We start from the raw sequence: 23,266 nt of genomic DNA on the forward strand, positions 1-23,266 counted from the left end.
CCAGCAGTGAACAAGCAGTACAGGACGGCCTCAATCGTCTGGAAACCGGCACATTGGTGGTGAGTGACCTGCACAATCACAGCGACTATAAGGCCAGCTCCGCCGGTTTGGTGGCCAGCTATGATTTTGGTATAGGCAAAGACAACAAGGCAGCAATGGCCGAGGCCAATCAGGGTAAAGCCTATAGCTCTGACCTGACGGGTTCAGCAGTGAGCAGGATATCCGGTAGCGATAACAGCGTATATCGGGCGGTGGGGGAGAAAAGCCGGGAAGAGTTTTGGGCCAATAAACTGCAAACCGAAGACTCGGCAGAGTAGGTGCAAAAAATCGACCGGCTCATCACCGGCAGATGACCGGCTTAGCGGACCGGGCCTGCAACGGGCCCGGTTATCTGGGAGGGAGTCTCAGCCGGCCTCAGCCTTCTTCCTGCAGCTGATTACGCAGATGACTGATTTCCTTGTTCATCAGGTCGATGCGGCGCGCCATGCTTTCGATCAGGCTGTGGGCAATGCGCGGGTTGCTTTGCATCAGGGTCAGGAACTGGTCTTTGGGAATGGTCATGACCGTGCAGGGCTCGGTGGCGATCACGGTGGCCGTGCGTGGTTCGTTGATGAATACAGCCATGGCACCGAAGATTTCATCTTTCTGTACGTCGCCGACTTTTTGTCCATCCACCCAGGCTTCGGCATGGCCTTCGATGATGACGAAGACATGCTCGGCGTTGTCGCCCTGCCGGATCAGTTTTTCTCCGGGAGCAAAGTGCTCGAACCCGGTTGTGGGGCTGACTTCCATTTGTTTGATGCGGGCGAACGCCTCGGTCAGCAGGGTGGTTTGTCCCAACAGGTAGAATGTGAACAGCTCCTGACGTTGCTCTGAGCTGTAAATATGCTGGAAGAAGCTGCGTCGCTCGTAGGGGATCAGTTTGACGGGTTCATTGTGGCTATACTGCCAATGAGGCAGGTTCAGGCCATGACGCAGTCCGATCAGGCTGTCTTGCTGCAAATAGAACAGCTGCCGGCCGTCAGTCGAGGTGTCAATGACACCTTGCTCCAGCAAAAACAGCTGGTTTTCCGGCAGGATTGCATTCAGATCGGTGTTGCTGTCGAACTCCAGGGCCGGGCCGCAGGGCTCCAGTCCATCAAGCAACTGTACCGGGATTTCCTGCAAGCGCGTGAGCAGGGGCTGGGCATAGAGGGGCACATCACCAAGCAAGTACATGATTTATGTCCTGTGCAATCACTTTACTGGCTGCAGTATAAAGCACTTGGCCATATCCGGCGCGAATTGCCGCACAAGTTGACGGCGGGTTCACAGTTTTGTGGTGAAGATGGCGGCCTGGCGCCCTGAAACGGTGTTTTGGTTTGCGAATTTACGGGTCGCTGAGCATAATCGTGCCAGATTGATAGGAGGACACTGGGCGTGCCCGCTTGCGAATATAAATCAGACTGCCATACGCTGGTGCAGATCACGGACAGCCACCTGTTTGCCAGCCCGGATGAAAGCCTGCTCGGGCTGCCAACCGGCGAGAGTCTCAAGGCCGTGGTCGAGCTGGTACGTGCCGAGCAGCAGAATGTGGACCTGATACTGGCGACCGGTGATGTCTCGCAGGATGCTTCGGTCGCGGCTTACCGCCGTTTTGTCGAGCTGACCGGCCCGATTGGCGCTCCCATGCGCTGGTTGCCGGGCAATCATGATGATGCAAGAACACAGCTGGCCTGTAGTGCCGGGCAGGACTGGATGCAGGCGGTGACTGACCTGCCCGGCTGGCGGGTCCTGTTTCTGGATTCGGCGGTGCCCGGCAGGGTCCATGGGTATTTGGCGCCAGAACAGCTTGACCTGCTGGAGCAGGCGCTGGGTTCTGCCGGCGAGCGTCATGTGCTGGTATGCCTGCATCATCACCCGGTACCCACCGGAAGTACCTGGCTGGATGCCATCGGCTTGCGCAATGCGGATGAGTTCTTTGCCGTGCTTGACCGCTTCGCCGGTGTCAGGGCAGTACTCTGGGGGCATATTCACCAGGAGGTGGATAGGGTGCGCAAGGGTGTCCGGCTGCTGGCAAGCCCGTCCACCTGTATCCAGTTTGCACCGGCCAGCAGTGACTTTGCCCTGGATACGCAGCTGCCGGGCTACCGCTGGTTGCGGTTGTATCCGGACGGGCGCATCGAGACTGCCGTATCCAGGCTGCAGCAACTCGATTACACAATCGATTATTCCGGGAGTGGCTATTGAGCCGGTGTCAACCGATGGCTGACGGCCCGGCCAGTGTGCTGTATCTGCACGGTTTCAACAGCTCGCCCCTGTCCTTCAAGGCGCAGCAACTGATCAGTCACTGGCAACAGGCCGGTTTGCCGCCGGACCTGCTATTCGTGCCTGCCTTGCCCAATGAACCGCGCGCCGCCATTGCCTTGCTGGAGGGTTGGCTGACGGAGCAGGAGTCGGTGGTGCTGGTTGGCAGCTCGCTTGGCGGTTACTATGCGACCTGGCTGGCGGAAAAATATTCATGCAAGGCATTGCTGATCAATCCGGCGGTGCGACCACATCTGCGCTTTCAGCAGTACCTCGGGCCGCAGCAGAACTTCTCTACCGGCGAGCGCTGGGTTTTGACGCCTGAACATGTACAGGCGCTGGCTGTGCTGGAAACCCCGCCGCCACAGGATGCGGCCCGTTATTGGGTGTGGCTGGAGAGCGGTGACGAAACGCTGGATTACCGCGATGCAGCAGAGTTCTATCAAGGCTGCCGGCTGGATATCCGCAACGGCGGGGACCATGGCTATCAGGCCTTTGTCGAGCGGATTCCGGAGTTGCTGGCTTTTGCTGGTCATGCCTGAAACAGATTTATCGCTGGTCATTTATACAGTGGCAGTGCTTGTGCTATTCTTTCCCTCCTATTTACGTTCCCATTGCTCTACAGGGCCCGCATGACCAACTCCACCTATACCGCTGATGCCATTGAGGTTTTATCCGGCCTGGACCCGGTGCGCAAGCGCCCCGGCATGTATACCGACACTACCCGTCCCAATCACCTGGCTCAGGAGGTCATCGACAACAGTGTGGATGAGGCACTGGCCGGCCATGCCCGCAACATTCAGGTGGTTCTGCACGAAGACCAGTCGCTGGAGGTGGTGGATGATGGCCGCGGCATGCCGGTGGATATCCATCCCGAAGAAGGCGTACCTGGGGTCGAGCTGATCTTTACCCGCCTGCACGCCGGGGGCAAGTTTTCTAACAAAAACTACGAGTTCTCCGGCGGTCTGCATGGGGTGGGCATTTCGGTGGTCAACGCCCTGTCGACCCGGCTGGAAGTGCGGGTGCGGCGCGATGCCCAAGAATATCTAATGCACTTTGCCGATGGTTTCAAGGCCAGCGAGCTGGAGGTGGTCGGCACGGTAGGGCGACGCAATACGGGCACCAGTGTGCGCTTCTGGCCGGATGGCAAGTATTTTGACTCGGCCCGTTTTTCCATCAGCCGCCTCAAGCATGTGCTCAAGGCCAAGGCGGTGCTCTGTCCGGGGCTGACTATCAGTTTCACCGACAAGAACAGCGGCGAGAAGCTGGAGTGGTTCTATGAGGACGGTCTGCGTTCCTATCTGGCGGATGCGGTCAGCGAGTGGGAGCGTCTGCCGGACGAGCCGTTTTGTGGCAGCCATGTCGGCCAAGGCGAGCGGGTTGAGTGGGCGCTGTTGTGGTTGCCGGAGGGCGGTACCAGCATTCAGGAGAGCTACGTCAACCTGATTCCCACCGCGCAGGGCGGTACCCACGTCAACGGCCTGCGTCAGGGCCTGCTGGATGCCATGCGTGATTTCTGCGAGTTCCGCAATCTGTTGCCGCGTGGTGTCAAGCTGGCGCCGGAAGATATCTGGGAGCGCATCAGCTTTGTGCTGTCGCTGAAGATGCAGGAGCCGCAGTTTTCCGGCCAGACCAAGGAACGCCTGTCTTCACGTCAGGCGTCGAACTTCGTCAGCAGCGTGGTCAAGGATGCCTTTAGCTTGTGGCTCAACGCTCATGCCGAGCAGGGCATGCAGCTGGCGGAAATGGTCATCGAACAGGCTGGCCGTCGCCTCAAGTCGGCGCGCCGGGTCGAGCGCAAGCGTGTTACCCAGGGGCCGGCGTTGCCTGGCAAGCTGGCTGATTGCGCCGGTCAGGACCCGATGCGCGGCGAGCTGTTTCTGGTGGAAGGTGACTCGGCCGGTGGCAGTGCCAAGCAGGCGCGCGACAAGGAGTACCAGGCCATCCTGCCGCTGCGCGGCAAGATCCTGAATACCTGGGAAGTGGATGAAAGCCAGGTGCTGGCTTCGCAGGAAGTACACAACATTGCTGTGGCCATTGGCGTTGATCCGGGTGCAAAGGATCTGGAACAGCTGCGTTATGGCAAGATCTGCATCCTGGCCGATGCCGACTCCGACGGCCTGCACATTGCCACCTTGCTGTGTGCTCTTTTTGTCCGGCATTTCCGTGCGTTGGTCGAGGCCGGGCATGTTTATGTGGCGATGCCGCCGCTGTTCCGTATCGATGCCGGCAAGGAAGTGCATTACGCGCTGGACGATGAAGAGCGTGAGGCGATCATGCAGCGGATCGAGTCCGCCAATAAAAGGGCCAAGATCCAGGTAACGCGCTTCAAGGGGCTGGGTGAGATGAATCCGCCGCAGCTGCGTGAAACCACCATGGATCCTAATACCCGCCGGCTGGTACAGCTGACGCTGGAAGAAGGCGATGGCACCGGCGAAATTCTCGACATGCTGCTGGCGCGCAAGCGGGCAGGCGATCGCCGGGCCTGGCTGGAGACCAAAGGGGATCTGGCGGAAATCGAGGTTTGAGTTTTTGGCTGGTGCCGGGGATGGCTCCCGCAAGGTTGCGCGAATATTCCCTGCAGGTTCGAATTTATTCGAACATGATTTTTGGATGCAACGCAGGTATGCGAATGAATTCGCACCTACAGCGTGGTTCGCAACGTACAGAACATGTTGAAAGTATATGAATGATTTAACCGAAATGAGTTTTGAAGGCGTCGAGCGCCAGTCGCTTGCGGAGTTTACCGAGCAGGCGTATCTGAACTACTCCATGTACGTGATCATGGACCGGGCCCTGCCGCATGTCGGTGACGGCCTCAAACCGGTGCAGCGGCGCATTGTCTATGCGATGAGCGAGCTGGGGCTGGATGCCGACTCCAAGCACAAGAAGTCGGCCCGTACTGTGGGTGATGTGCTGGGTAAATACCATCCGCACGGTGACAGCGCCTGTTACGAGGCCATGGTGTTGATGGCGCAGCCGTTCAGCTACCGCTACCCGCTGGTCGATGGCCAGGGTAACTGGGGGGCGCCGGATGATCCCAAATCCTTTGCCGCCATGCGCTATACCGAGGCGCGGCTGGCGCGTTATTCCGAGGTGCTGCTGTCCGAGCTGGGTCAGGGCACGGTCAACTGGATTCCCAACTTCGACGGCACCATGAACGAGCCGGAAGTATTGCCGGCGCGCCTGCCCAACCTGCTGCTCAACGGCACCACCGGTATTGCCGTGGGCATGGCCACCGATGTGCCGCCGCATAACCTGCGTGAAGTGGCCGCTGCCTGTGTGCAGCTGCTGGACAAGGCTTCGACGACCACAGAAGAGTTGTGCGAGCTGGTGCCGGGCCCGGATTATCCGACCGAGGCGGAAATCATCACGCCACGGGAAGACCTGCTGAAAATCTACCAGACCGGCCGCGGCTCCATTCGTGCCCGTGCCGTGTATGAGGTGGACGATGGTGATGTGGTGGTTACCGCGCTGCCGCACCAGGTGTCCGGTGCCAAGGTGCTGGAACAGATTGCCGCACAGATGCAGGCCAAGAAGCTGCCGATGGTCGCCGACCTGCGTGACGAGTCCGACCATGAAAACCCCTGTCGCATTGTCATTGTGCCGCGTTCGAACCGGGTCGATGCCGACGAGCTGATGCAGCACCTGTTTGCCACTACCGACCTGGAAGCCAGTTTTCGCGTCAACATGAACGTGATCGGGCTGGACAACAAGCCGCAGGTGAAAGACCTGCGCAGCATGCTGCTGGAGTGGCTGCAGTTTCGGGTGGAAACCGTACGCCGCCGTTTGCAGTTCCGTCTTGATCGTGTGGAAAAGCGTCTGCACCTGCTGGAAGGCCTGTTGATTGCCTTCCTCAATCTGGACGAAGTGATCGAGATCATCCGCACCGAAGACCAGCCCAAGCCGGTCTTGATGGAGCGTTTCGGCATCACCGAGATACAGGCCGATTACATTCTGGATACCCGCCTGCGTCAGCTGGCGCGTCTGGAGGAGATGAAGATCCGTGGCGAGCAGGACGAGCTGAGCAAGGAACGTGACAGCCTGCTGGAGCTGCTTGGCAGCGAGAGCAAGCTCAAGCGCCTGGTGCGCCGGGAAATTATCGAAGACGCCAAGACCTACGGTGACGAGCGCCGTTCGCCGCTGGTCGAGCGTGGCGAAGCCAAAGCCCTGTCCGAGACCGAGCTGGTACCGTCCGAGCCGGTCACAGTGGTGGTATCGGAGCAGGGCTGGGTACGCAGTGCGCGTGGCCATGAGGTGGATGGTGCCGCGCTGTCATATAAAACCGGCGACGCTTTCAAGGCGTCGGCACCCGGGCGCAGCAACCAGCAGGCGGTCTTCATTGACAGCACCGGGCGCAGTTATTCGTTGCCGGCGCATACCCTGCCGTCGGCCCGTGGCCAGGGCGAGCCGCTCAGCGGGCGGCTGACCCCGCCGGCAGGTGCCACGTTCGAGCATGTGTTGCTGCCGGCCGATGAGCAGCTTTATATTCTGGCATCGGATGCCGGTTACGGCTTTATCGTCAAGGGTGAGGACATGCAGGCGAAGAACAAGGCCGGCAAAGCGCTGCTGAACGTGCCGGCAAATGCCAAAGTAATGGCACCCAAGCCGCTGCACAGCCTGGACGACGTGCTGCTGGCGGTGACCAGCAATGATGGCCGCCTGCTGCTGTTTCCGGCGGCCGACCTGCCCCAGTTGAGCAAGGGCAAGGGCAACAAGATGCTGGGCATTCCCGCCGACCGTGCCAGCAAGCGGGAAGAATGGGTGGTGGATTTTGCCGTGGTTCCGCCCGGAGCGAGCTTGCAGATCGAATCGGGTCGCCGTACCTTGACCCTGAAAAGCAGCGATCTCGAACATTATCGTGGTGAACGGGGCCGCCGTGGCAACAAACTGCCACGGGGCTTTCAGCGGGTTGATGCCCTGGATGTCATTCCGGGTTGATCAGAGCAGAACGGGAAACAGGCATGCAGCAACAAACCGCAGGGCTGGACTGGCAGCAGGAAGGGCAGCTTTCCTGCCTGCATGTGACCGGACACTGGACATTGCACCAGCGCAAACCCGACTTGCTCGAGGTGTGGCGCAAGGGCGGGCGCCTGCCTGAACAGCTGTGTGTCAGGGTCAATGTCACGGCCTGGGACAGCAGTTTGCTGGCATTGTTGCGCCGTATCCGCTATCTGGCCTACGAGGCCGGCATCGAGGTCAACCTGCAAGGCCTGCCCGCAGGTGTCGGACAGTTGCTGGAGATGGCGCAGACGCCATCGACCCAGGCACAGGCCGAGCCGAAGACTCCCCTGAACCGGGTGGCGCAGTTTGGCGCGGGCGCATTGCGGGTGATGGGCAGCATGGGCCGCAGCTGTACATTCATCGGTCAGGTCACCCTGGCCCTGCTGGCGACAGCACGGGGAAAAGGGCGCATGCGGGCCAGTGATTTCTGGCTGGCACTGCAACAGAACGGCCCGGGCGCATTGCCGATCGTGGCCCTCATTGCGGTACTGGTCGGCCTGATCTTGGCCTTTGTCGGCGCGGTGCAGCTGGAAGCCTTTGGCGCACAAATCTACATTGCCAACATGGTGGCCATCGGCATGACCCGCGAGATGGGCGCCTTGATGACCGCCGTGATCATGGCCGGGCGCACTGGCGCGGCCTATGCCGCCGAGCTGGGCAGCATGCAGGCCAACGAAGAAATTGACGCCCTGCAGACCTTTGGTTTTCCGCCGCTGGAGTTTCTGGTCACCCCGCGTATTCTGGCGTTGCTGGTCAGCATGCCGATCCTGACCTGCTTTGCCGATGCGTTGGGCATACTGGGCGGCTTTGTCATCGGCTGGGGCATGTACGATATTTCTGCCACCCAGTACATCAACCAGAGCCTGGTGATGGTCAGCAGCATCGATTTCTTTATCGGGTTGTTCAAAAGCCTGGTGTTTGCCCTGCTGATCGGCATGATCGGCTGCTATTACGGCCTGAACAGCGGCCGCAACGCGCAGGCAGTGGGGCAGGCCACCACCAACGCGGTGGTCAGCATCATCGTTGCGCTGGTGGTGAGTGACGCGATGATCACCGTGCTTTGCACGCAGTTGGGGATCTAGCCATGAAAGAAGCCGTGCTGGTTGCGGAAAACCTCAGTGCCGGTTATGGCCAGCTGGTGATCCAGCGCGAGCTGAATTTCAGCATCCGCCAGGGCGAGGTGTTTGTCGTCATGGGCGGCAGTGGCTGTGGCAAGAGCACATTGCTGCGCCACCTGATCGGCCTGCAGGCACCGCTGGCCGGGCGCATGCTGTTCCGGGGTGATGATTTCTGGGCGCACAGCAGCGAAGAGCGGGCCTTGCTGCAACAGCATTTTGGTATCCTGTACCAGAACGTGGCCCTGTGGGGGGCCATGACCCTGCGTGAAAACATCTGCCTGCCGCTGGAAACCTGGCGGCCAGAACTGAGCCGGCTGGAGCGCCATGAACTGGCTTCGCTGAAGCTGGCACTGGTCGGGCTGGCCGGAACCGATCATCTGTACCCGGCCGAACTGTCCGGCGGCATGCGCAAGCGTGCCGGGCTGGCACGGGCACTGGCGCTGGACCCGCAGGTACTATTTTTTGATGAGCCGTCCGCCGGGCTGGACCCGCTCAGCTCCATGGCGCTGGACGAGCTGATTTTGCAGCTGCGCGACAGCCTCGGTGCCAGCATCGTGCTGGTCACCCACGAGTTGCCGAGCATTTACCGGGTAGCGGACACCTGCCTGTTTCTGGATAATAAAACCCGCACCCAGATTGCTCTGGGCAGTTTGCAAGAGTTGCTTGATCATGGCCCCGAACAGGTACAGCGGTTCCTGCGTCGTGGTAATTCCTTTGCGGCCGGAGGGCATGCATGAACGAAACCCGCAAACCCTTCTGGATTGGCGTTTTCTTGCTGAGCGGCATTGTTCTGCTGGTTGGCGGCGTGCTGGTGTTGGCCCGTGATAGCGTCTGGAGCAAACCGGTTGAATACGTGGTGTACTTCACCGGTGCGCTGGATGGCCTGGACGTGGGTGCCGATGTCACCTACCGTGGCGTCAAGGTCGGCAGCGTGCGGGATATCCGGTTGTCATACGACCGCAAGATCAACGATGTGATCATGCCGGTGGTGATCCGCATCAACAGCGGATCGGCCACCCGGCCCAGCACCAGCCCACAGCTGGACCGCTCCATTGCTCGGCTGCTTGAGCGCGGTTTGCGTGCCCAGTTGCAGGTGCCCAGCCTGTTGACCGGCAAAGCGATTGTCGCGCTGGACTTCTTTCCCGGCCAGCCCGGCTATGTGCGTGACGAAGAAGTCACCGGGCTGGTCGCCATACCCACTGTACCTTCGCGCATTGACCAGGCTGCCGACTTGCTGCGCGACCTGGCTGACGGCTTGCGTGCGGTTCCCCTGAAGGAAACCCTGGAAGCGGCCAACCGCACCATGGAAAGCCTGGACCGGTTGTTGAGTTCGTCCGAGCTGGAGGGCAGCATTGGCCAATTCAGCGCCTTGCTGGGCAATCTGGATGCCGTGGCCCGACAGCTGGACCAGCAGCTGCCGGTGTTGCTCGGCAATCTCAACCAGGGCAGCGAGGAATTCAAGCAGGCCCTGACCGGAGTGCACCAGATTGCGGACAATGCCCGTGAGGTGCTGGACAGTGCTGGTCGGCTGGTCGAAGAAGGGCAGCGCAGCCTGAGCCCGCAATCAGAGCTGCAATATGAATTACTGCAAACCTTGCGCAACATATCCCGGGCCAGCAAATCGCTGGAACGCACCGCACAGGCGATTGAACAGCAGCCACAGTCCTTGATTTTCGGCAGGAAAGAATGAACAAGTTAACAACCCTGTATCGACCCTTTCATCTCATATTGGCAAGCGCCATCGCTCTGGGCGCGGGTTGCAGCCTGGTTGCGCCCGGCGAATTCTATCAGCTGCAGGCTCCTGCCGAAGCCTCGACCAGTGTGCATGCCGACCTGGCGGTGCTACTGGGGCCGGTCAAACTGGCCGACTACCTGCAGCGTGAACAGATCTTGCAGCGCCAGCCGGACGGCCGCCTGACCGCCAGCCGTAATGGCCGCTGGGCCGGCAATCTGGAAGACGAGGTTGGCCAGCTGCTGCTCAGGCAAATGGCCATGCGCCTTGGCAGCAGCCACGTCGCGCTGTATCCGGACCGGGTCGGCGTCAAGGCCGGCGCACAAATTGTGCTGAGCATCAGCCGGCTGGACTCGGGCGAAGGCGAGCCGGCCGTTCTGGAAGCGCAATGGCGCTTGCTGGATACCGATGGCGAAGTGCGTGACAGCCGGGTAGTGACCCTGCAAGCTGCCCATGAAGACCAGCTGGCCAGCCAGGTACGGGCGCAGAGCGAGCTGTTGGTACAGCTGTCGGAGCAGCTGGCTGGCGCAGTCAGGCAGCTGCAGGACAACTCGCGCAAGGTGGCCAAGGCCCAGCCGGCACGCGGGCAGGAAAATCGTCAGGACAGCTTGCCCCAGGAGCGGGGCATTCCGATGGCCGAGCCGCTGCCGGAACTCGAGGTCTATCGCTTCTAGCGATTGCAGCCCTTACCGGGAGATATCCGGAGCCTGCGAGTCCCGCATCAGCAGCATCAGGTCCTGCAGCTGGTCATCCAGCTGTTCGGGCCAGGGTGACAGCAGGCGCTCGACACAGCTGGCCCCGGCGGGCCGGGCAATGCTGCGAATGCTGGCACAGGACGTTTGCGGATGGCCGGCTGCTGATTGCCCCACCAGCACCAGATTGCGGCTATGACGGCCCAGCTCCAGGGCTTCGGCAATGGCCGGGTGCTGCAACAATCCTTCTTCACTCAGATCGCTGACGGTTGACCCGCAGGCAATGCCCAGTTGCATGCCAAGTGTCGTTCCGCTGTCGGCAATCTCCATTTGCAGCGTGTGGGCAAAGGCCCGCAACAGTTCGGCCGCACACAGTGCGTGGCAGACATGGGCTTCATCATCGTCATGGAACAGCATCAGGACCTGCCCGTCAGCCAGCTCCAGCAGCTGGCCCTGATAGGCCGCGGCAACTTCCTCCAGGGCTTGGCCGTAATGATCCAGCAGCTGCTCGTAGCGCTGCTCATCCAACTCGTAGATGCCCCGCTCCAGTCTGAGTTCGACGGCAAGCACCGCGCAATGCTCCGGCAGTGAAGCTTCCGGTTCGGGGCTGGCCTCCGGGACATCATCCGGCAGGGTATCGTCTTCTGGCTCAGCTTCTGCTTCGGCATCCCCGGCGTTGGCGGAGAAAGGCGTGGTTACCGGCTGTACATGGATGGGCAAGCTGAAATGCTGGCCCAGTGTACGCGCCAGTAGACCGATTTCGTCGTTGCGTTGCTGGTGCGGAACCTGACCTATCGGCTGGGCCAGCCAGCGTCTCAGGTCCTCCAGCGGCTGGCTGATTGAACGGGCCAGGCGAGACAGCAGCATGACCGCCCCCAGCAGCAGTACAACACCCAGCAGCATCAGCCCTTGCAGGCTGGCAGACAGGGGTTGTTGCAGGCGCTTGACATCAATGTTGACGTGCAGCTGGCCGGCAATCACCTGCTCGAAGGCAATCGAGCGGGTGTACAGGCTGTTGATCTTGCCGGCTCTCGGCCGTTGGCCAGCCTCGGCCAGGGTACGGTTGTCGACGCTGTACAGCGCGGCATGGGCAACATAGGGGTTGTCTACCAGTTCGCGCAGCACCGCAGCGAGGGCCAGCGAGTCAGACAGGGCCAGCGGAGCCGCAACGGCCTGTGCAGTGTGTGTCACCAGTGCCTCGCCCAGGGCGTCGGCCTGTTGCTGGATGGAAGCATTGAACTGTCGTGCGGTCATGGCCACCATGGCGGCAATCACCAGGGCAATCACCAGCAGACCCAGACCCAGAATGCGTTGAGTGAGGCTGATGCCGGAAGCGGACTGTGGAGCGTGCTGAGCCATGAAGCGTTCCTGAGCGGGTGGCGAAACGGGGGCGAAGTATAGCAAAGTCGTGCACTGTGCAGCAGTGCAGGCTGCACAACTGGAGGATTCAGGCTAGAATACCGGCGAAAATATTTCCCGGCCGGTCTGGTAACAGCCATCGGTCGTCGCTGTCCTGGAGGCTGGTGTCTTGCGTGAAATTGTCCTGATAAATATCACCGGTGAGGACCGCCCCGGTCTGACCGCCGCCATCATGGGGGCGTTGTCACAAAGCGAAGTCAACATCCTCGATATTGGCCAGGCGGTGATTCACGATACCCTGTCCTTCGGTATTCTGGTCGAGATCCCGGCCGGCAGCCAGTCGGCTGACGTTCTGAAAAACGTTCTCTTCACCGGCTACAAGCTGGACCAGCAGGTGCGTTTCACTCCGGTGGCCGAGCAGGATTACCACAGCTGGGTCGCCGGGCAGGGCAAATCCCGCTACATCGTTACTCTCCTCACCCGCAAGGTTAGCGCCGAGCAGTTGCAGCGGGTTAGCGCCATCACCGCCAAGTACAACCTGAATATCGACCATATCGACCGCCTGTCCGGACGCATGCCGCTTGACATGCCGGCGGACCAGGGCAAGGGCTGCATCGAGTTTTCCGTACGGGGTGAACCCGGTGACGTGGATGCGCTGCGCGCCGAGTTTCTCAGCGTGGCGCAGGAGCTGAACGTGGACATCGCCTTCCAGCGCGACAGCGTTTATCGCCGCAACCGCCGGCTGGCGGTATTCGACATGGACTCGACCCTGATCGAACACGAAGTGATTGACGAGCTGGCCATCGCTGCCGGTGTCGGCGAGCAGGTCGCGGCCATCACCGAGCGGGCCATGCAGGGCGAGCTGGACTTCAAGGCCAGCTTCCGTGAGCGTCTGGCCCTGCTGGAAGGGCTGAGCGAGGACGTGCTGGAAGAGATCGCACAATCCCTGCGCCTGACCGAAGGCGCGGAAGTGCTGTTTGCCGAACTCAAGCGGCTGGGCTACAAGACCGCCATCCTGTCCGGGGGCTTCACCTACTTTGCCCGCCACCTGCAAGACAAGCTGGGCATTGACTATGTCTATGCCAACGAGCTGGAAATCGTTGATGGCAAGCTGACCGGCCGTGCCATTGACCCCATCGTCGATGCCCAGCGCAAGGCCGATCTGCTGCAAGAACTGGCAACCCGGGAAGGCCTGCGCCTGGAACAAACCATTGCCGTCGGCGATGGTGCCAACGACCTGCCCATGCTGGGGCTGGCCGGGCTGGGTGTGGCCTTCCGCGCCAAGCCGCTGGTCAAGAAAAGCGCCCGCCAGGCCATCTCCACGCTGGGGCTGGACGGCATCCTCTATCTGCTCGGTTATCGTGACCGCGACGGGCAGGACCAGTAGCCACTAATACAGATCAATCGGGTCCACATCCAGCGACCAGCGTGCCTGCCGGGCGCTGGTCAGCTGTTCCAGATTGAAACACAAGCCGTGCAGTAAACGGTGCAGCGGCTGGCGCTGGGCGCTGATGAACAGCAGCTGCGCCCGGTAACGCCCGCTCCGGCGTTCCATCGGAGCGGCTACTGGCCCGAGCAGCTCTACCTCGCTATCCTCGTAATGCTGTTGCAACTGCTGCGCCAGGCTGACGGCATCGCGCAGGAAATCATCCGCATGCTGCGGGTTCAGCGCTTCCGCCCGTAGCAGGGCCATGTGCGTGTAGGGCGGCAACTGCGCTACCCGTCGCTCGTCCAGCGCCTGCCGGGCAAAGGCGAAATAGCCTTCTTCGGTCAGCTGGATCAGCAGGGGGTGGTCCGCGACATGACTCTGGATGATCACCCGGCCCGGTTGCTCCGCCCGTCCGGCGCGGCCGGCCACCTGGATGACCAGCTGGGCCATGCGCTCGCTGGCACGGAAGTCGGCAGAGAACAGGCCACCATCAGCATTGAGAATCGCTACCAGCGTCACCGCCGGAAAGTGGTGCCCCTTGGCCAGCATCTGGGTACCCAGCAAAATACAGGGCTCGCCACGCTGCACCAGATTGAGCATGGCATCCAGCGAGCCCTTGCGTGCGGTGCTGTCACGGTCGATGCGCACCACCGGAATCTTCGGAAACAGGATTTGCAGCCGCTCTTCGGCCCGTTCGGTTCCGGCCCCGACCGGGTGCAATTGCAGGCTCTGGCACTTGGGGCAGGCATGCGGTCGCTGCTCGATATGGCCGCAGTGGTGACAACGCAGTTCGTTGTAACGCTGGTGCAGGGTCAGGCGGGCATCGCAGGCATGACAATCGCCCATCCAGCCACAGTCCTGGCACATCAGCACCGGCGCAAAACCGCGTCGGTTGAGGAATACCAGCACCTGCTGGCCGGCCGCCAGCGTCTGCTCGATGGCTTTTTGCAGCGGCAGGCTGATGCCCGAGTCGAGCGGCAGGCTGCGCACATCCAGTCGCATGAAGGTTGGCGCCTGTGCGGCCCCGGCCCGCCGGTTCAGGCGCAGCAGGGCATAGCGGCCACTTTGCGCATTGTGCAGGCTTTCCAGCGAGGGCGTCGCCGAGCCCATGACCACCGCAATGCCCAACCGCCTGGCCCGGACCAGTGCCAGGTCGCGGGCATGGTAGCGCAAGCCGTCCTGCTGCTTGTAGGAGCTGTCATGTTCCTCGTCGATGACGATCAGGCCCAGATCCCTGAAGGGGGTGAATAGTGCTGAGCGGGTACCGATGACGATCTCGGCCATGCCGTCGCGTGCCGCCAGCCAGGCATTCAGGCGCTCGCGGTCATTGACTTCCGAATGCAGCAGCGCCACCCGCACATTGAAGCGCTGGCGGAAGCGGTTGATGGTTTGCGGCCCCAGGTTGATCTCGGGAATCAGCACCAGCACCTGCCGGCCCTGCTTGAGCACCTGCTCGATCAGGTGCAGGTATACCTCGGTCTTGCCGCTGCCGGTGACACCCGCGAGCAGAAACACCTGATGCCGATGCAGCGCCTTGCCCACGGCATCGACCGCCAGCTGCTGCTCGGCATTCAACACCAGCGACGGCTGGGCCAGCAGGGGGCCGCCGGGACGGGCAGGTTTCTGGCTGCGCAGTTCCTGGAACAGCAGCCCTTTTTCCACCAGCGCATCAATGCTGGTTTTCTGGATACCCAAGTTGTGCAGCTGTGCGTGAGCCATGCCCTGGCGGTGCTGCAACACGGCGGCCAGCGCCTGCCGCTGACGTGGAGCGTTCTTGATGCGCTCGTCGGCGATATCGGCATCGGCGGCGGCTTGATAGAACAGTTTTTTCTGGGCAGTGGCCGGTTCGCCCTGGCGCAACAGGGCGGGCATCGCCCAGCTGAAGGTGTCACCCAGGCTGTGCTGGTAATAGCTGGCCGTCCAGCGGATCAGTTCCAGCAACGGCGGCTCGAACAGCGGGCGCTCGTCCAGCAGCTCAAGGGCGTCGCGCACCTTGCCGGCAGGGATATCAGTGGTGGCTGTGGTCTCCACCAGAATGCCCACCACCTTGCGGCTGCCGAACGGAACCCGTACCCGCACCCCGGGCTGCCAGTGCTCGGCAGGAACCCCGCGTGGTGCGCGATAGTCGAACAAACGACGCAGCGGAGTGGGCAGGGCGAGACGTAAGTAGAGATCGGGCACGGGGCATTCCTTCAGGCAATGGTGTTATCTTAGCTTGAAAGAAGATTTTGGTTTTGTGTTTGCACCATCAGAGTGCAGGCTCAACTGTAGGTCCGGATTTATCCGGACAAATGTGCGAATAAATTCGCACCTACAGGAGCGGGCACTGTGCATGAGCAACACCGGTAGTACAGAAAGAAAGGAGCGAACAATGAGCAAGAAAGTAGCAATGATTTTGTCCGGCTGTGGCGTGTATGACGGCTCTGAAATCCATGAGACGGTCCTGACCATGCTGCGCCTCAGCCAGCAGGGTGCGCAGGTGCAGTGCTTTGCACCGGACAAGCCGCAAATGCATGTCATCAACCACCTGACCGGCGAAGAAGCTGATGAAACACGCAACGTGCTGGTGGAGTCGGCACGTATTGCCCGTGGCGCGGCAAAGGATGTGCGAGAACTGAAAGCGGCAGACTTTGATGCAGTGATCCTGCCTGGCGGTTTTGGCGCAGCCAAGAACCTGTCCGACTTTGCCGTCAAGGGTGCGGACTGCACCGTGGACCCGGACGTGCTGGCCGCCATCGGCGAATTCCGTGATGCGAAAAAGCCGATTGGCCTGATGTGCATCGCCCCGGCGCTGTCGGCGCGGATCTTTGGCGAAGGCGTGACCTGCACCATCGGTAACGATGAAGGCACTGCCGAAGCCCTGGAAGCCATGGGTGCCAAACACCAGGTCTGTACCGTGGACAACATAGTGTTTGACGCTGGCAACTGCCTGGTCACCACGCCAGCCTACATGCTGGCCCAGTCCATTGCCGAAGCGGCTACCGGTATCAATGCGCTGGTGGACAAGGTGCTGGAGCTGGCCTGAGCCGGCTGAACCTGAACAGAAAAAGCCCCCTTCGGTGCAATGCAAGAAGCCGTGGAAACATCCTGTACGACCACACACCCTGTGTAGCCGCACGACTCTTGCACTGCCCAAAGGGGGCTTTTCGTCATTACCGGGCTTGACCCGGTAACCTTTTTATCCCTGTCGCCGACTTTTGATAGCAGGTGGCAGGGATAGAAGATGCTATCAGAACAGCTTCGGCGTCCAGGTTACGCTGGCCTGGATGGTGGCACGGTCTTCGCGGTAGCCGTGGTTTTTACCACCATAGGGATACACTGCACGACTGTACTTCTTATCGAAGATGTTGCCTAAGCGCAGGCCAAAATTTAGCTCCTCAGTAGCTGCCCAGCTGCCACGCAGGTCGACAATACCGTAACCGGCTATACGCTGATCATTATCAGCATCTTGGAAACTGTGGCTGGAAGCACGCCAAGTCGCACCAGCAGAAAAGTTGCCCAGTTGCTTATCGACGTCAAAACTGATTGTACGACGGGCGCGAGCTGGCAGGAGATTGCCGCGCTCGGAGTCACGGTCACGAGCATCAATGAAGCTCAGGTTGAGTGCGGTGCGTACGGTGGCAAACTGGTGGATGACCGATGCCTCAAAGCCGTTGATGCGGGCATTGTCGATGTTTTCCAGTTTGTTGAGCGTGGTATTTTTCAGAATGGCATTACGAATGTTCGTACGGTAAGCAGAAGCCTCTAAAGAAACTATGTCGGTGAGTCTACTGCTCCACCGAAGTTCGTAAGTTTTGGAAGTTTCAGGTTTTAGGTTAGGGTTAGAATCGCTGGGGAAGCATCCCCACAATGGATCGCAAAATTCAGGATAGAAAAGATCGTTAAAGGTGGGCGCTCGAAAACCTTCTGCATAAGACAGGGAGAGGCTGTTGTCCGGATTGACTGGAACAGTCAGAGCAGCATTCCAGCTATTTCTGCTGCCGTAATGCTGGTTGTTGTCGTGGCGCAGGCCTAGCTCGGTGTTGAACCAGTCGCTGGTGAAACGGTGTTGGGCGAAACCTGCCTGATTCCAGCGGTCTTTTTTGTCGTAATCAGTAGTGCTACGAACTTTATCTTTATGATAGTCAACACCTAGCAGCAACTCATTTTGTTTGTTTAGACTGATGGTGTTTAACCATCCGATGCTGTTGCGGTAAGTATTGATATCGTATTGATGTTTTGGGTTTGAAAGCTTGTCATATCCTGCAAGCTTATCTTGACTATGTCCAAGCTCCAAGCGTGTTTTCCAGAAGTCTGTGATTTGCAGTGTGGAGAATACAGATGCTGAACTGGTTATGGTTTTGGAAAAATATTTAGCATTTGCACCTAAACCTGCGCTGTCATATTCCGATTTTGCATGTTGCTCCAGCAGAGTGGCACCGACCGAAAATTGTTCGTTGAATTTGTGATCCAATGCCAGACTGACCGACTTGTTGCGGTAGGTATCATGGTCTTTATCCGCGCTATCAGAGCGTGTTGTACGGTCGAAACCTTTGTCATCATCAAGACTAAGTCCAAAGCTAAAATTGGTCTTTTCGTTACCGCCGGACAAGCCAATGCTGCGTTCCTGTACGCCCTTATTACCAATGGCGTAACGCACACGTGGAGTCAGGCCTTGGCCGTCGCCGCGACGAGTGAAGATTTGAATAACACCCCCGATGGCGTCAGCACCGTATACGGCAGAACGAGAGCCACGCAGCACTTCAACGCGCTCTATCTGGTCTATGTTGAGATGTTCCAGTGCACCGTTGGCACCACCTGCGGTGGCGGAGCCGACACGGACGCCGTCAATCAGCACCAGGGTTTGTGCGGTAGAGGTACCACGAATGAATACACCGGTTGCGCTGCCGCGACCGCCGTTCTGGCGGATTTGCACACCAGGCACACGATTCAGCAGATCAGCGACGTTAACTGGCTGCAGGCGGTCGATATCTTCGCGGGTAAAAACGCTGACGGCAGCAGTGGTATCCGCCTTGCTTTGGGCGCCACGATTGGCGGTGATGACGGTATCGGACAGCTTGAGCGCAGCTTCTGTATCAAGGTCGGTGGCTGCAGACGCAACCAGTGGCAGTGCGGCAACAGCCAGCGCCAGTCGGGAAAGTTTCATCGAGTGGAATCCTCAAAAGTGAAAATGGCTTTTGAGGAGGGCAGGGGCAAGCGAAGACGGTGCACAGGGCAAGCTACGCTTGACGGTGCAGCCCTCCGCAACACCTGTCGTGCGCATCAGGCAGGTCTCCGGGCTGACGATGAACCTGGGCACCTTCCCGGTGTGAACCAGTGGTGTCTTGCGCAGGCGTGCGACTTATGCAGAAAAACAGGTCGCGTCGTGTACCGTTGCGGGGGCAGCGCGGGCGGATAGTTCCGCCTGACTTCCCTTTTAAGGCTGTAACAGCCACCTTGAATGCAGTGCAGGTGGCCACGATGGCTCGCCTGCGTTGGCTGGGCACATTAAACGGCAAAGGGTTGCCGGTCAAGCAGGCCGGCAGTTTTTGTTGATTGTCGTTATGGCACCGGATTGTGCTGCTGTCTGGATAAAAAGCAGGCGCAAAAGTACAAGGCTTTCAAAGGCACGGGCCGGCGGTATAATCGCCGCTTTATCGTTACCGTCATGTGTTCACTGTGATCATCAAAAACCGGCAAGACGCTTTCCTGCATGCATGCAAGCAGGTAGTCAGACGTTCGTCACCCGGCCCGGTAACGGGTCAAGACGGCAGGCGCGTATTGTGCCGTGCCGGAGCGCCGAGCCGATTGTTGTGGCTGCTCAGCCTGTTGTCGGGTTTGTTTTTCACGCTATCGGCCGCTGCCGCAACACCGCAGCGCATGCTCTCCCTCGATCTGTGTATGGACTGGACGCTGGCCTACCACGCCGATCCGCAGCGGGTGGCGGCATTGTCACCCATGCTCAAGCGTTATCCGGTGGACTGGATTGGTGACAACTGGCCGGGCCATGACGGCACGCTGGAACAGATCGTGCAGCTGCAGCCGGATCTGGTACTGGTCGGGCAATTCAGTGCATTGATGCTGCGTGGGCGTTTGAGTGATCTGGGCTATAAGGTAGCGGTACTGCCGCTGCCGGGCAGTCTGGAACAGGTGGTGGATTACGAGCGCCAGCTGCTCGAATTGATGGGTGAAAATCCGGACAAGGCCCGGTCTGCGCCGGAGTGGCGTATACCGGCAGCGAATGCCAAACGTTTGTTGTTGCTGGGCTCCAATGGGATAGGTACCGGCCGGGACACCTTTGAGCACCAGATCATCGAGCAGGCCGGCTGGCGCAACTACCTTGAGGTGTCCGGGCATGTGGCGCTGGATCTGGAGCAGATCGCCAGTGACCCGCCGGATGCCATTTTGTTTGCCGCGCCGGAGCATCAGGCGCTGGCCAACCGTTTTGCCGATCATCCGGTGCTGCGTCGTAGCGTTCCGCCGGAGGGCTGGCTGACCACCGATTACTGGCGCTGGCAATGTCCCGGCCCCTGGACCTGGGATCTGATAAGGCAACTGAATCAATGGCTCGACTGATAACTCCCGCTCTGCTGGTTTTACTGGTGCTGACGACGCTGGCCTCGCTGGCGGTCGGCTCGACTAGCGTAGATGTGCTGGGCGGGCTATATGGCTTTGTGACCGGCCAGACCAGTCTGGACACCATAGTGATTGGCGAGGTCCGCTTGCCGCGCACTTTGATCGCCCTTGCGGTCGGGGCCGCACTGGGCCTGAGTGGCGCTGCCTTGCAGGGGCTGCTGCGCAACCCGCTGGCCGAACCGGGGCTGACCGGAGCCAGCCAAGGCGCGGCGCTGGGGGCCGCCAGTGTTTTCTACTTTGGCTTGTTTCCCGCGCTGGGCGCGGCTGCACCCAGCGTGGCAGGTCTGATCGGCGCCGGCGTGGCACTGGTGCTGATGCTGGCGCTGGCGGGCTCGGCCCGTTCGCACATGGTGATCATGGCCGGCTTGGCCATTACCACGCTTTGTGGTGCGGCACTGGCCACTGTGCTGAACTTCGCACCCAACCCCTATGCCATGCAGGAGCTGGTGTTCTGGCTGCTGGGCTCGGTGTCCGAGCGTGGTCTGGAGCACCTGTGGTTGCTGTTGCCGCCGCTATTGGCGGGCAGTCTGCTCATCATCAGCCAGCGCCGCTTGCTCAGCGGCTTGAGCCTGGGGGACCAGGTGGCCCGCAGCATGGGGCTGAACTATCGACATGGCAGCTTCATGATCGTGCTGGGTGCGGCCCTGCTGGTTGGCAGTTCGGTGGCGGTGGCCGGCAGTATCGGCTTTGTTGGTTTGCTGGTGCCGCACTTGCTGCGTCCGCTGGTGCAAAACCGGCCCGAACGGCTGCTGATTCCGGCAGCACTGGCCGGAGCCATTTTGGTGTGTCTGGCGGATGTCTGTGTGCGCATGCTGCCGCCCGGACGTGAGCTGAAGCTGGGCGTGCTGACCTCTTTGCTGGGTGCTCCGCTGTTCATCTGGCTGGTGTGGAAGGAGCGCAAACGATGGAACTGATTCGTATTCACCAGCTTGGCGTGGATCAGCGCTTGCAGGATGTCAGCCTGAGCCTGCACAGGGGCGAGGTGTTGGGCATTCTGGGGGCCAACGGGGCCGGCAAGTCCACCATGTTGCACTGTCTGGCCGGCATCGAGGATTACCGTGGCGAGATTTTTCTGCATGATCAGCGGTTGGACAAGATTCCTGAACGGCGGCGGGCACAGCAGATCGGATTCTTGCCGCAAAGCAGCCAGAGTGCCTGGGCCCTGTCCGTGCATGACGTGATCAGTCTGGGGCGCTTGCCCTGGGGTGATACCAATGCCGAAGCTGTTGCGCAGGCCGCCGCCGCCACTGGTGTGACCGACTGGCTGGAGCGTCCGATTGACCGGCTGTCAGGCGGCCAGCAGGCCAGGGTCTGGCTGGCGCGAGTATTGGCCGGGCAGCCCAGAGTGCTACTGGCAGACGAGCCTGTCGCCAGCCTTGACCTGAGCCAGCAACAGCATGTGCTGCAAATGCTGCGAGACTATGCACGCAACGACTGTGGCGTGATGCTGTCGATCCACGACTTGTCACTGGCGGCGCGTTACTGTGATCGCCTGTGCCTGCTGCACGAAGGACGGCTGCTGGCGCTGGGTCCGGTGGCCGAGGTATTGACCCACGATAACTTGCAACGAGCGTTCGGGATTGATGCCCATATTGACCTTGAGAGCCAGCCGCCCATTGTCATGCCCAGGTGATTTGCAGCGGGGTTTGCCCCGGAAAAAGATTGAGCCGGGGCGGGGTGGTGGTGCTGGTGGCTGGAGTTATGCTCCCTCGGGATAATAAATAGAGGGAGCAAAAACATCCGGGTCAGGCAGACTCCTGACCGTTCCCGTTCCCGTTCCCGTTCCCGTTACGTTCGATGGTTTTGCGCATCTTGATGTTGAGAATTTCCACGCCAAACGAGAACGCCATCGCGAAGTAGATGTAGCCCTTGGGTACATGAACGTCGAAGCCTTCGGCGATCAGCAGCGTACCGACCATGATCAGGAATGACAGCGCGAGGATCTTCAGCGTCGGGTGCTCCTCGATGTACTTGCTGATGCTGGCGGCGGAAACCAGCATGACGATCACCGAAGCCATGATCGCCGCGACCATCACCGGGATATGCTGCACCAGGCCGACTGCGGTGATCACCGAGTCCAGCGAAAAGATGATGTCGATGATGGCGATCTGGACCAGCACGAGAAAGAAACTGCTGGCACCCTTGATATCGGGCAGATCATCGCCGCTGCCTTCGACGCTATGCCAGATTTCCAGCGTACTTTTCAGCAGCAGGAACAGGCCGCCGCCAATCAGGATGATGTCACGCCCGGAAATGCCGATGCCAAAGACGCTGAACAGGTTGTCGGTCAGGCGCATTACCCAGGTCAGTGACAGCAGCAGCAGGATGCGGGTAACCATCGCCAGCATGATGCCGAAGAAGCGGCCTTTGGCCTGCAGGTGCTTGGGCAGACGGCTGACCAGGATGGAGATGAAGATGATGTTGTCGATGCCGAGGACGATTTCCAGGGCGGTCAGGGTGAAGAATGCTATCCAGATTTCAGTGTCGGTAAGCCAGGGCCACATGGCGGGGTTCCAGAATTGAGGAAAAAGGAGCGGGCATTTTAGCGCGAAAAGCACAGGGTTCGTGATTTTATTGTCGGGGGTGAGTGCAGCCGAGCCGGGGTTTTGTGTGCGAATGAATTCGCACCTACGGTGGTGGTGCCGGGCGGGCTGTTGTAGGTACGAATTCATTCGTACATGGGTGCAGCCGAGCCGGGGTTTTGTGTGCGAAGGAATTCGCACCTACGGTGGTGGTGCTGGGCGGGCTGTTGTAGGTACGAACTCATTCGTACATGGGTGCAGCCGAGCTGTGTTTTTGTGTGCGAATGAATTTGCACCTACGGTGGTGGTGCCGGGCGGGCTGTTGTAGGTACGAACTCATTCGTACATGGGTGCAGCCGAGCTGTGTTTTTGTGTGCGAATGAATTTGCACCTACGGTGGTGGTGCCGGGCGGGCTGTTGTAGGTACGAACTCATTCGTACATGGGTGCAGCCGAGCTGTGTTTTTGTGTGCGAATGAATTTGCACCTACGGTGGTGGTAGCGGGCGGG

The 23,266-nt window shown here is 60.1% G+C and carries 19 protein-coding genes and 1 riboswitch; of the genes, 14 read left to right on the forward strand and 5 right to left on the reverse strand.

The genetic code is table 11. The features are described from left to right. The first annotated feature begins 59 nt into the window (after nt 1–59). The gene (locus tag AR306_RS00720; protein WP_133539696.1) at nt 60–317 is read left to right on the forward strand and encodes a hypothetical protein; all 258 of its coding nucleotides are present in this window, start codon (nt 60–62) and stop codon (nt 315–317) included. Between the two features lie 97 nt (nt 318–414). Here the strand turns inward: AR306_RS00720 and AR306_RS00725 are convergent, their stop codons facing one another. Continuing rightward, nucleotides 415–1,218, reverse strand: a complete 804-nt coding sequence (locus AR306_RS00725) for a cyclic nucleotide-binding domain-containing protein (RefSeq protein WP_101495636.1) — start codon at nt 1,216–1,218, stop codon at nt 415–417. A 201-nt stretch (nt 1,219–1,419) separates the two neighbouring features. On the opposite strand from AR306_RS00725, the gene cpdA reads away from it, so the two are divergent. The 8 genes from cpdA (at nt 1,420) to AR306_RS00765 (ending at nt 10,814) form a co-directional block, all read left to right on the forward strand. Continuing rightward, nucleotides 1,420–2,229, forward strand: a complete 810-nt coding sequence (gene cpdA, locus AR306_RS00730) for a 3',5'-cyclic-AMP phosphodiesterase (protein ID WP_101495637.1) — start codon at nt 1,420–1,422, stop codon at nt 2,227–2,229. Between the two features lie 14 nt (nt 2,230–2,243). Beyond that, entirely contained in the window at nt 2,244–2,828 is a 585-nt protein-coding gene (locus tag AR306_RS00735; RefSeq protein ID WP_101495638.1) for a YqiA/YcfP family alpha/beta fold hydrolase, read from the forward strand. A gap of 90 nt (nt 2,829–2,918) precedes the next feature. Beyond that, nucleotides 2,919–4,814 (forward strand): DNA topoisomerase IV subunit B, encoded by a 1,896-nt coding sequence (gene parE, locus AR306_RS00740; protein WP_101495639.1) that lies wholly within the window; start codon nt 2,919–2,921, stop codon nt 4,812–4,814. 157 nt (nt 4,815–4,971) lie between these two features. Further along, nucleotides 4,972–7,227, forward strand: coding sequence for a DNA topoisomerase IV subunit A (parC, locus tag AR306_RS00745; protein WP_101495640.1), 2,256 nt, complete (start codon nt 4,972–4,974; stop codon nt 7,225–7,227). A 23-nt stretch (nt 7,228–7,250) separates the two neighbouring features. Further along, nucleotides 7,251–8,372, forward strand: coding sequence for an ABC transporter permease (locus AR306_RS00750; RefSeq protein ID WP_101495641.1), 1,122 nt, complete (start codon nt 7,251–7,253; stop codon nt 8,370–8,372). Nucleotides 8,373–8,374: 2 nt separating this feature from the next. Continuing rightward, nucleotides 8,375–9,145, forward strand: coding sequence for an ABC transporter ATP-binding protein (locus tag AR306_RS00755; RefSeq protein ID WP_101495642.1), 771 nt, complete (start codon nt 8,375–8,377; stop codon nt 9,143–9,145). Continuing rightward, entirely contained in the window at nt 9,142–10,098 is a 957-nt protein-coding gene (locus AR306_RS00760) for an MlaD family protein (RefSeq protein ID WP_101495643.1), read from the forward strand. Before AR306_RS00755 ends, AR306_RS00760 begins: the two co-directional genes overlap by 4 nt. Next, the gene (locus AR306_RS00765; RefSeq protein ID WP_101495644.1) at nt 10,095–10,814 is read left to right on the forward strand and encodes a PqiC family protein; all 720 of its coding nucleotides are present in this window, start codon (nt 10,095–10,097) and stop codon (nt 10,812–10,814) included. Before AR306_RS00760 ends, AR306_RS00765 begins: the two co-directional genes overlap by 4 nt. Nucleotides 10,815–10,826: 12 nt before the next feature. On the opposite strand, the gene AR306_RS00770 is transcribed toward AR306_RS00765, so the two are convergent. After that, nucleotides 10,827–12,191, reverse strand: a complete 1,365-nt coding sequence (locus AR306_RS00770; RefSeq protein ID WP_101495645.1) for a histidine kinase — start codon at nt 12,189–12,191, stop codon at nt 10,827–10,829. 169 nt (nt 12,192–12,360) lie between these two features. On the opposite strand from AR306_RS00770, the gene serB reads away from it, so the two are divergent. After that, entirely contained in the window at nt 12,361–13,578 is a 1,218-nt protein-coding gene (serB, locus tag AR306_RS00775) for a phosphoserine phosphatase SerB (protein WP_101495646.1), read from the forward strand. A gap of 3 nt (nt 13,579–13,581) precedes the next feature. Here serB and AR306_RS00780 read toward each other — a convergent pair whose 3' ends face one another. Then, entirely contained in the window at nt 13,582–15,801 is a 2,220-nt protein-coding gene (locus AR306_RS00780) for a primosomal protein N' (protein ID WP_101495647.1), read from the reverse strand. Between the two features lie 190 nt (nt 15,802–15,991). Between AR306_RS00780 and elbB the strand changes: the two genes are divergently transcribed. Beyond that, complete coding sequence (gene elbB, locus AR306_RS00785; RefSeq protein WP_101495648.1) at nt 15,992–16,645, forward strand: isoprenoid biosynthesis glyoxalase ElbB; 654 nt, start codon at nt 15,992–15,994, stop codon at nt 16,643–16,645. A 204-nt stretch (nt 16,646–16,849) separates the two neighbouring features. On the opposite strand, the gene AR306_RS00790 is transcribed toward elbB, so the two are convergent. Continuing rightward, entirely contained in the window at nt 16,850–18,766 is a 1,917-nt protein-coding gene (locus AR306_RS00790; RefSeq protein ID WP_101495649.1) for a TonB-dependent receptor domain-containing protein, read from the reverse strand. 102 nt (nt 18,767–18,868) lie between these two features. After that, nucleotides 18,869–19,074, reverse strand: a riboswitch (cobalamin riboswitch). A gap of 333 nt (nt 19,075–19,407) precedes the next feature. Here AR306_RS00790 and AR306_RS00795 point away from each other — a divergent pair. The 3 genes from AR306_RS00795 to AR306_RS00805 are packed head-to-tail and all read left to right on the forward strand — an operon-like array spanning nt 19,408 to nt 21,868. Further along, nucleotides 19,408–20,175 (forward strand): ABC transporter substrate-binding protein, encoded by a 768-nt coding sequence (locus tag AR306_RS00795; RefSeq protein WP_101495650.1) that lies wholly within the window; start codon nt 19,408–19,410, stop codon nt 20,173–20,175. Continuing rightward, a complete protein-coding gene (locus AR306_RS00800) occupies nt 20,163–21,149 on the forward strand; it encodes a FecCD family ABC transporter permease (protein ID WP_101495651.1) in 987 nt (328 codons plus the stop codon). The genes AR306_RS00795 and AR306_RS00800 overlap by 13 nt, the downstream gene beginning before the upstream one ends. Beyond that, nucleotides 21,140–21,868, forward strand: a complete 729-nt coding sequence (locus AR306_RS00805; protein WP_101495652.1) for an ABC transporter ATP-binding protein — start codon at nt 21,140–21,142, stop codon at nt 21,866–21,868. The genes AR306_RS00800 and AR306_RS00805 overlap by 10 nt, the downstream gene beginning before the upstream one ends. Nucleotides 21,869–21,980: 112 nt before the next feature. Here AR306_RS00805 and AR306_RS00810 read toward each other — a convergent pair whose 3' ends face one another. Next, nucleotides 21,981–22,739: a TerC family protein gene (locus AR306_RS00810; protein WP_101495653.1), complete on the reverse strand. Its 759-nt coding sequence runs from the start codon at nt 22,737–22,739 to the stop codon at nt 21,981–21,983. Nucleotides 22,740–23,266 lie beyond the last annotated feature (527 nt).

Origin of the sequence: Thiopseudomonas denitrificans, assembly GCF_002866065.1 — a bacterium.
GTDB lineage: Bacteria > Pseudomonadota > Gammaproteobacteria > Pseudomonadales > Pseudomonadaceae > Thiopseudomonas > Thiopseudomonas denitrificans.

Excerpts from the sequence above, each read along its gene's own strand:
- AR306_RS00725 (WP_101495636.1), bottom strand. The coding sequence starts at position 1,218 with ATGTACTTGCTTGGTGATGTGCCCCTCTATGCCCAGCCCCTGCTCACG.
- AR306_RS00735 (WP_101495638.1), top strand. The coding sequence starts at position 2,244 with ATGGCTGACGGCCCGGCCAGTGTGCTGTATCTGCACGGTTTCAACAGC.
- parE (WP_101495639.1), top strand. The coding sequence starts at position 2,919 with ATGACCAACTCCACCTATACCGCTGATGCCATTGAGGTTTTATCCGGC.
- parC (WP_101495640.1), top strand. The coding sequence starts at position 4,972 with ATGAATGATTTAACCGAAATGAGTTTTGAAGGCGTCGAGCGCCAGTCG.
- AR306_RS00750 (WP_101495641.1), top strand. The coding sequence starts at position 7,251 with ATGCAGCAACAAACCGCAGGGCTGGACTGGCAGCAGGAAGGGCAGCTT.
- AR306_RS00755 (WP_101495642.1), top strand. The coding sequence starts at position 8,375 with ATGAAAGAAGCCGTGCTGGTTGCGGAAAACCTCAGTGCCGGTTATGGC.
- AR306_RS00760 (WP_101495643.1), top strand. The coding sequence starts at position 9,142 with ATGAACGAAACCCGCAAACCCTTCTGGATTGGCGTTTTCTTGCTGAGC.
- AR306_RS00765 (WP_101495644.1), top strand. The coding sequence starts at position 10,095 with ATGAACAAGTTAACAACCCTGTATCGACCCTTTCATCTCATATTGGCA.
- AR306_RS00770 (WP_101495645.1), bottom strand. The coding sequence starts at position 12,191 with ATGGCTCAGCACGCTCCACAGTCCGCTTCCGGCATCAGCCTCACTCAA.
- elbB (WP_101495648.1), top strand. The coding sequence starts at position 15,992 with ATGAGCAAGAAAGTAGCAATGATTTTGTCCGGCTGTGGCGTGTATGAC.
- AR306_RS00790 (WP_101495649.1), bottom strand. The coding sequence starts at position 18,766 with ATGAAACTTTCCCGACTGGCGCTGGCTGTTGCCGCACTGCCACTGGTT.
- AR306_RS00800 (WP_101495651.1), top strand. The coding sequence starts at position 20,163 with ATGGCTCGACTGATAACTCCCGCTCTGCTGGTTTTACTGGTGCTGACG.
- AR306_RS00805 (WP_101495652.1), top strand. The coding sequence starts at position 21,140 with ATGGAACTGATTCGTATTCACCAGCTTGGCGTGGATCAGCGCTTGCAG.
- AR306_RS00810 (WP_101495653.1), bottom strand. The coding sequence starts at position 22,739 with ATGTGGCCCTGGCTTACCGACACTGAAATCTGGATAGCATTCTTCACC.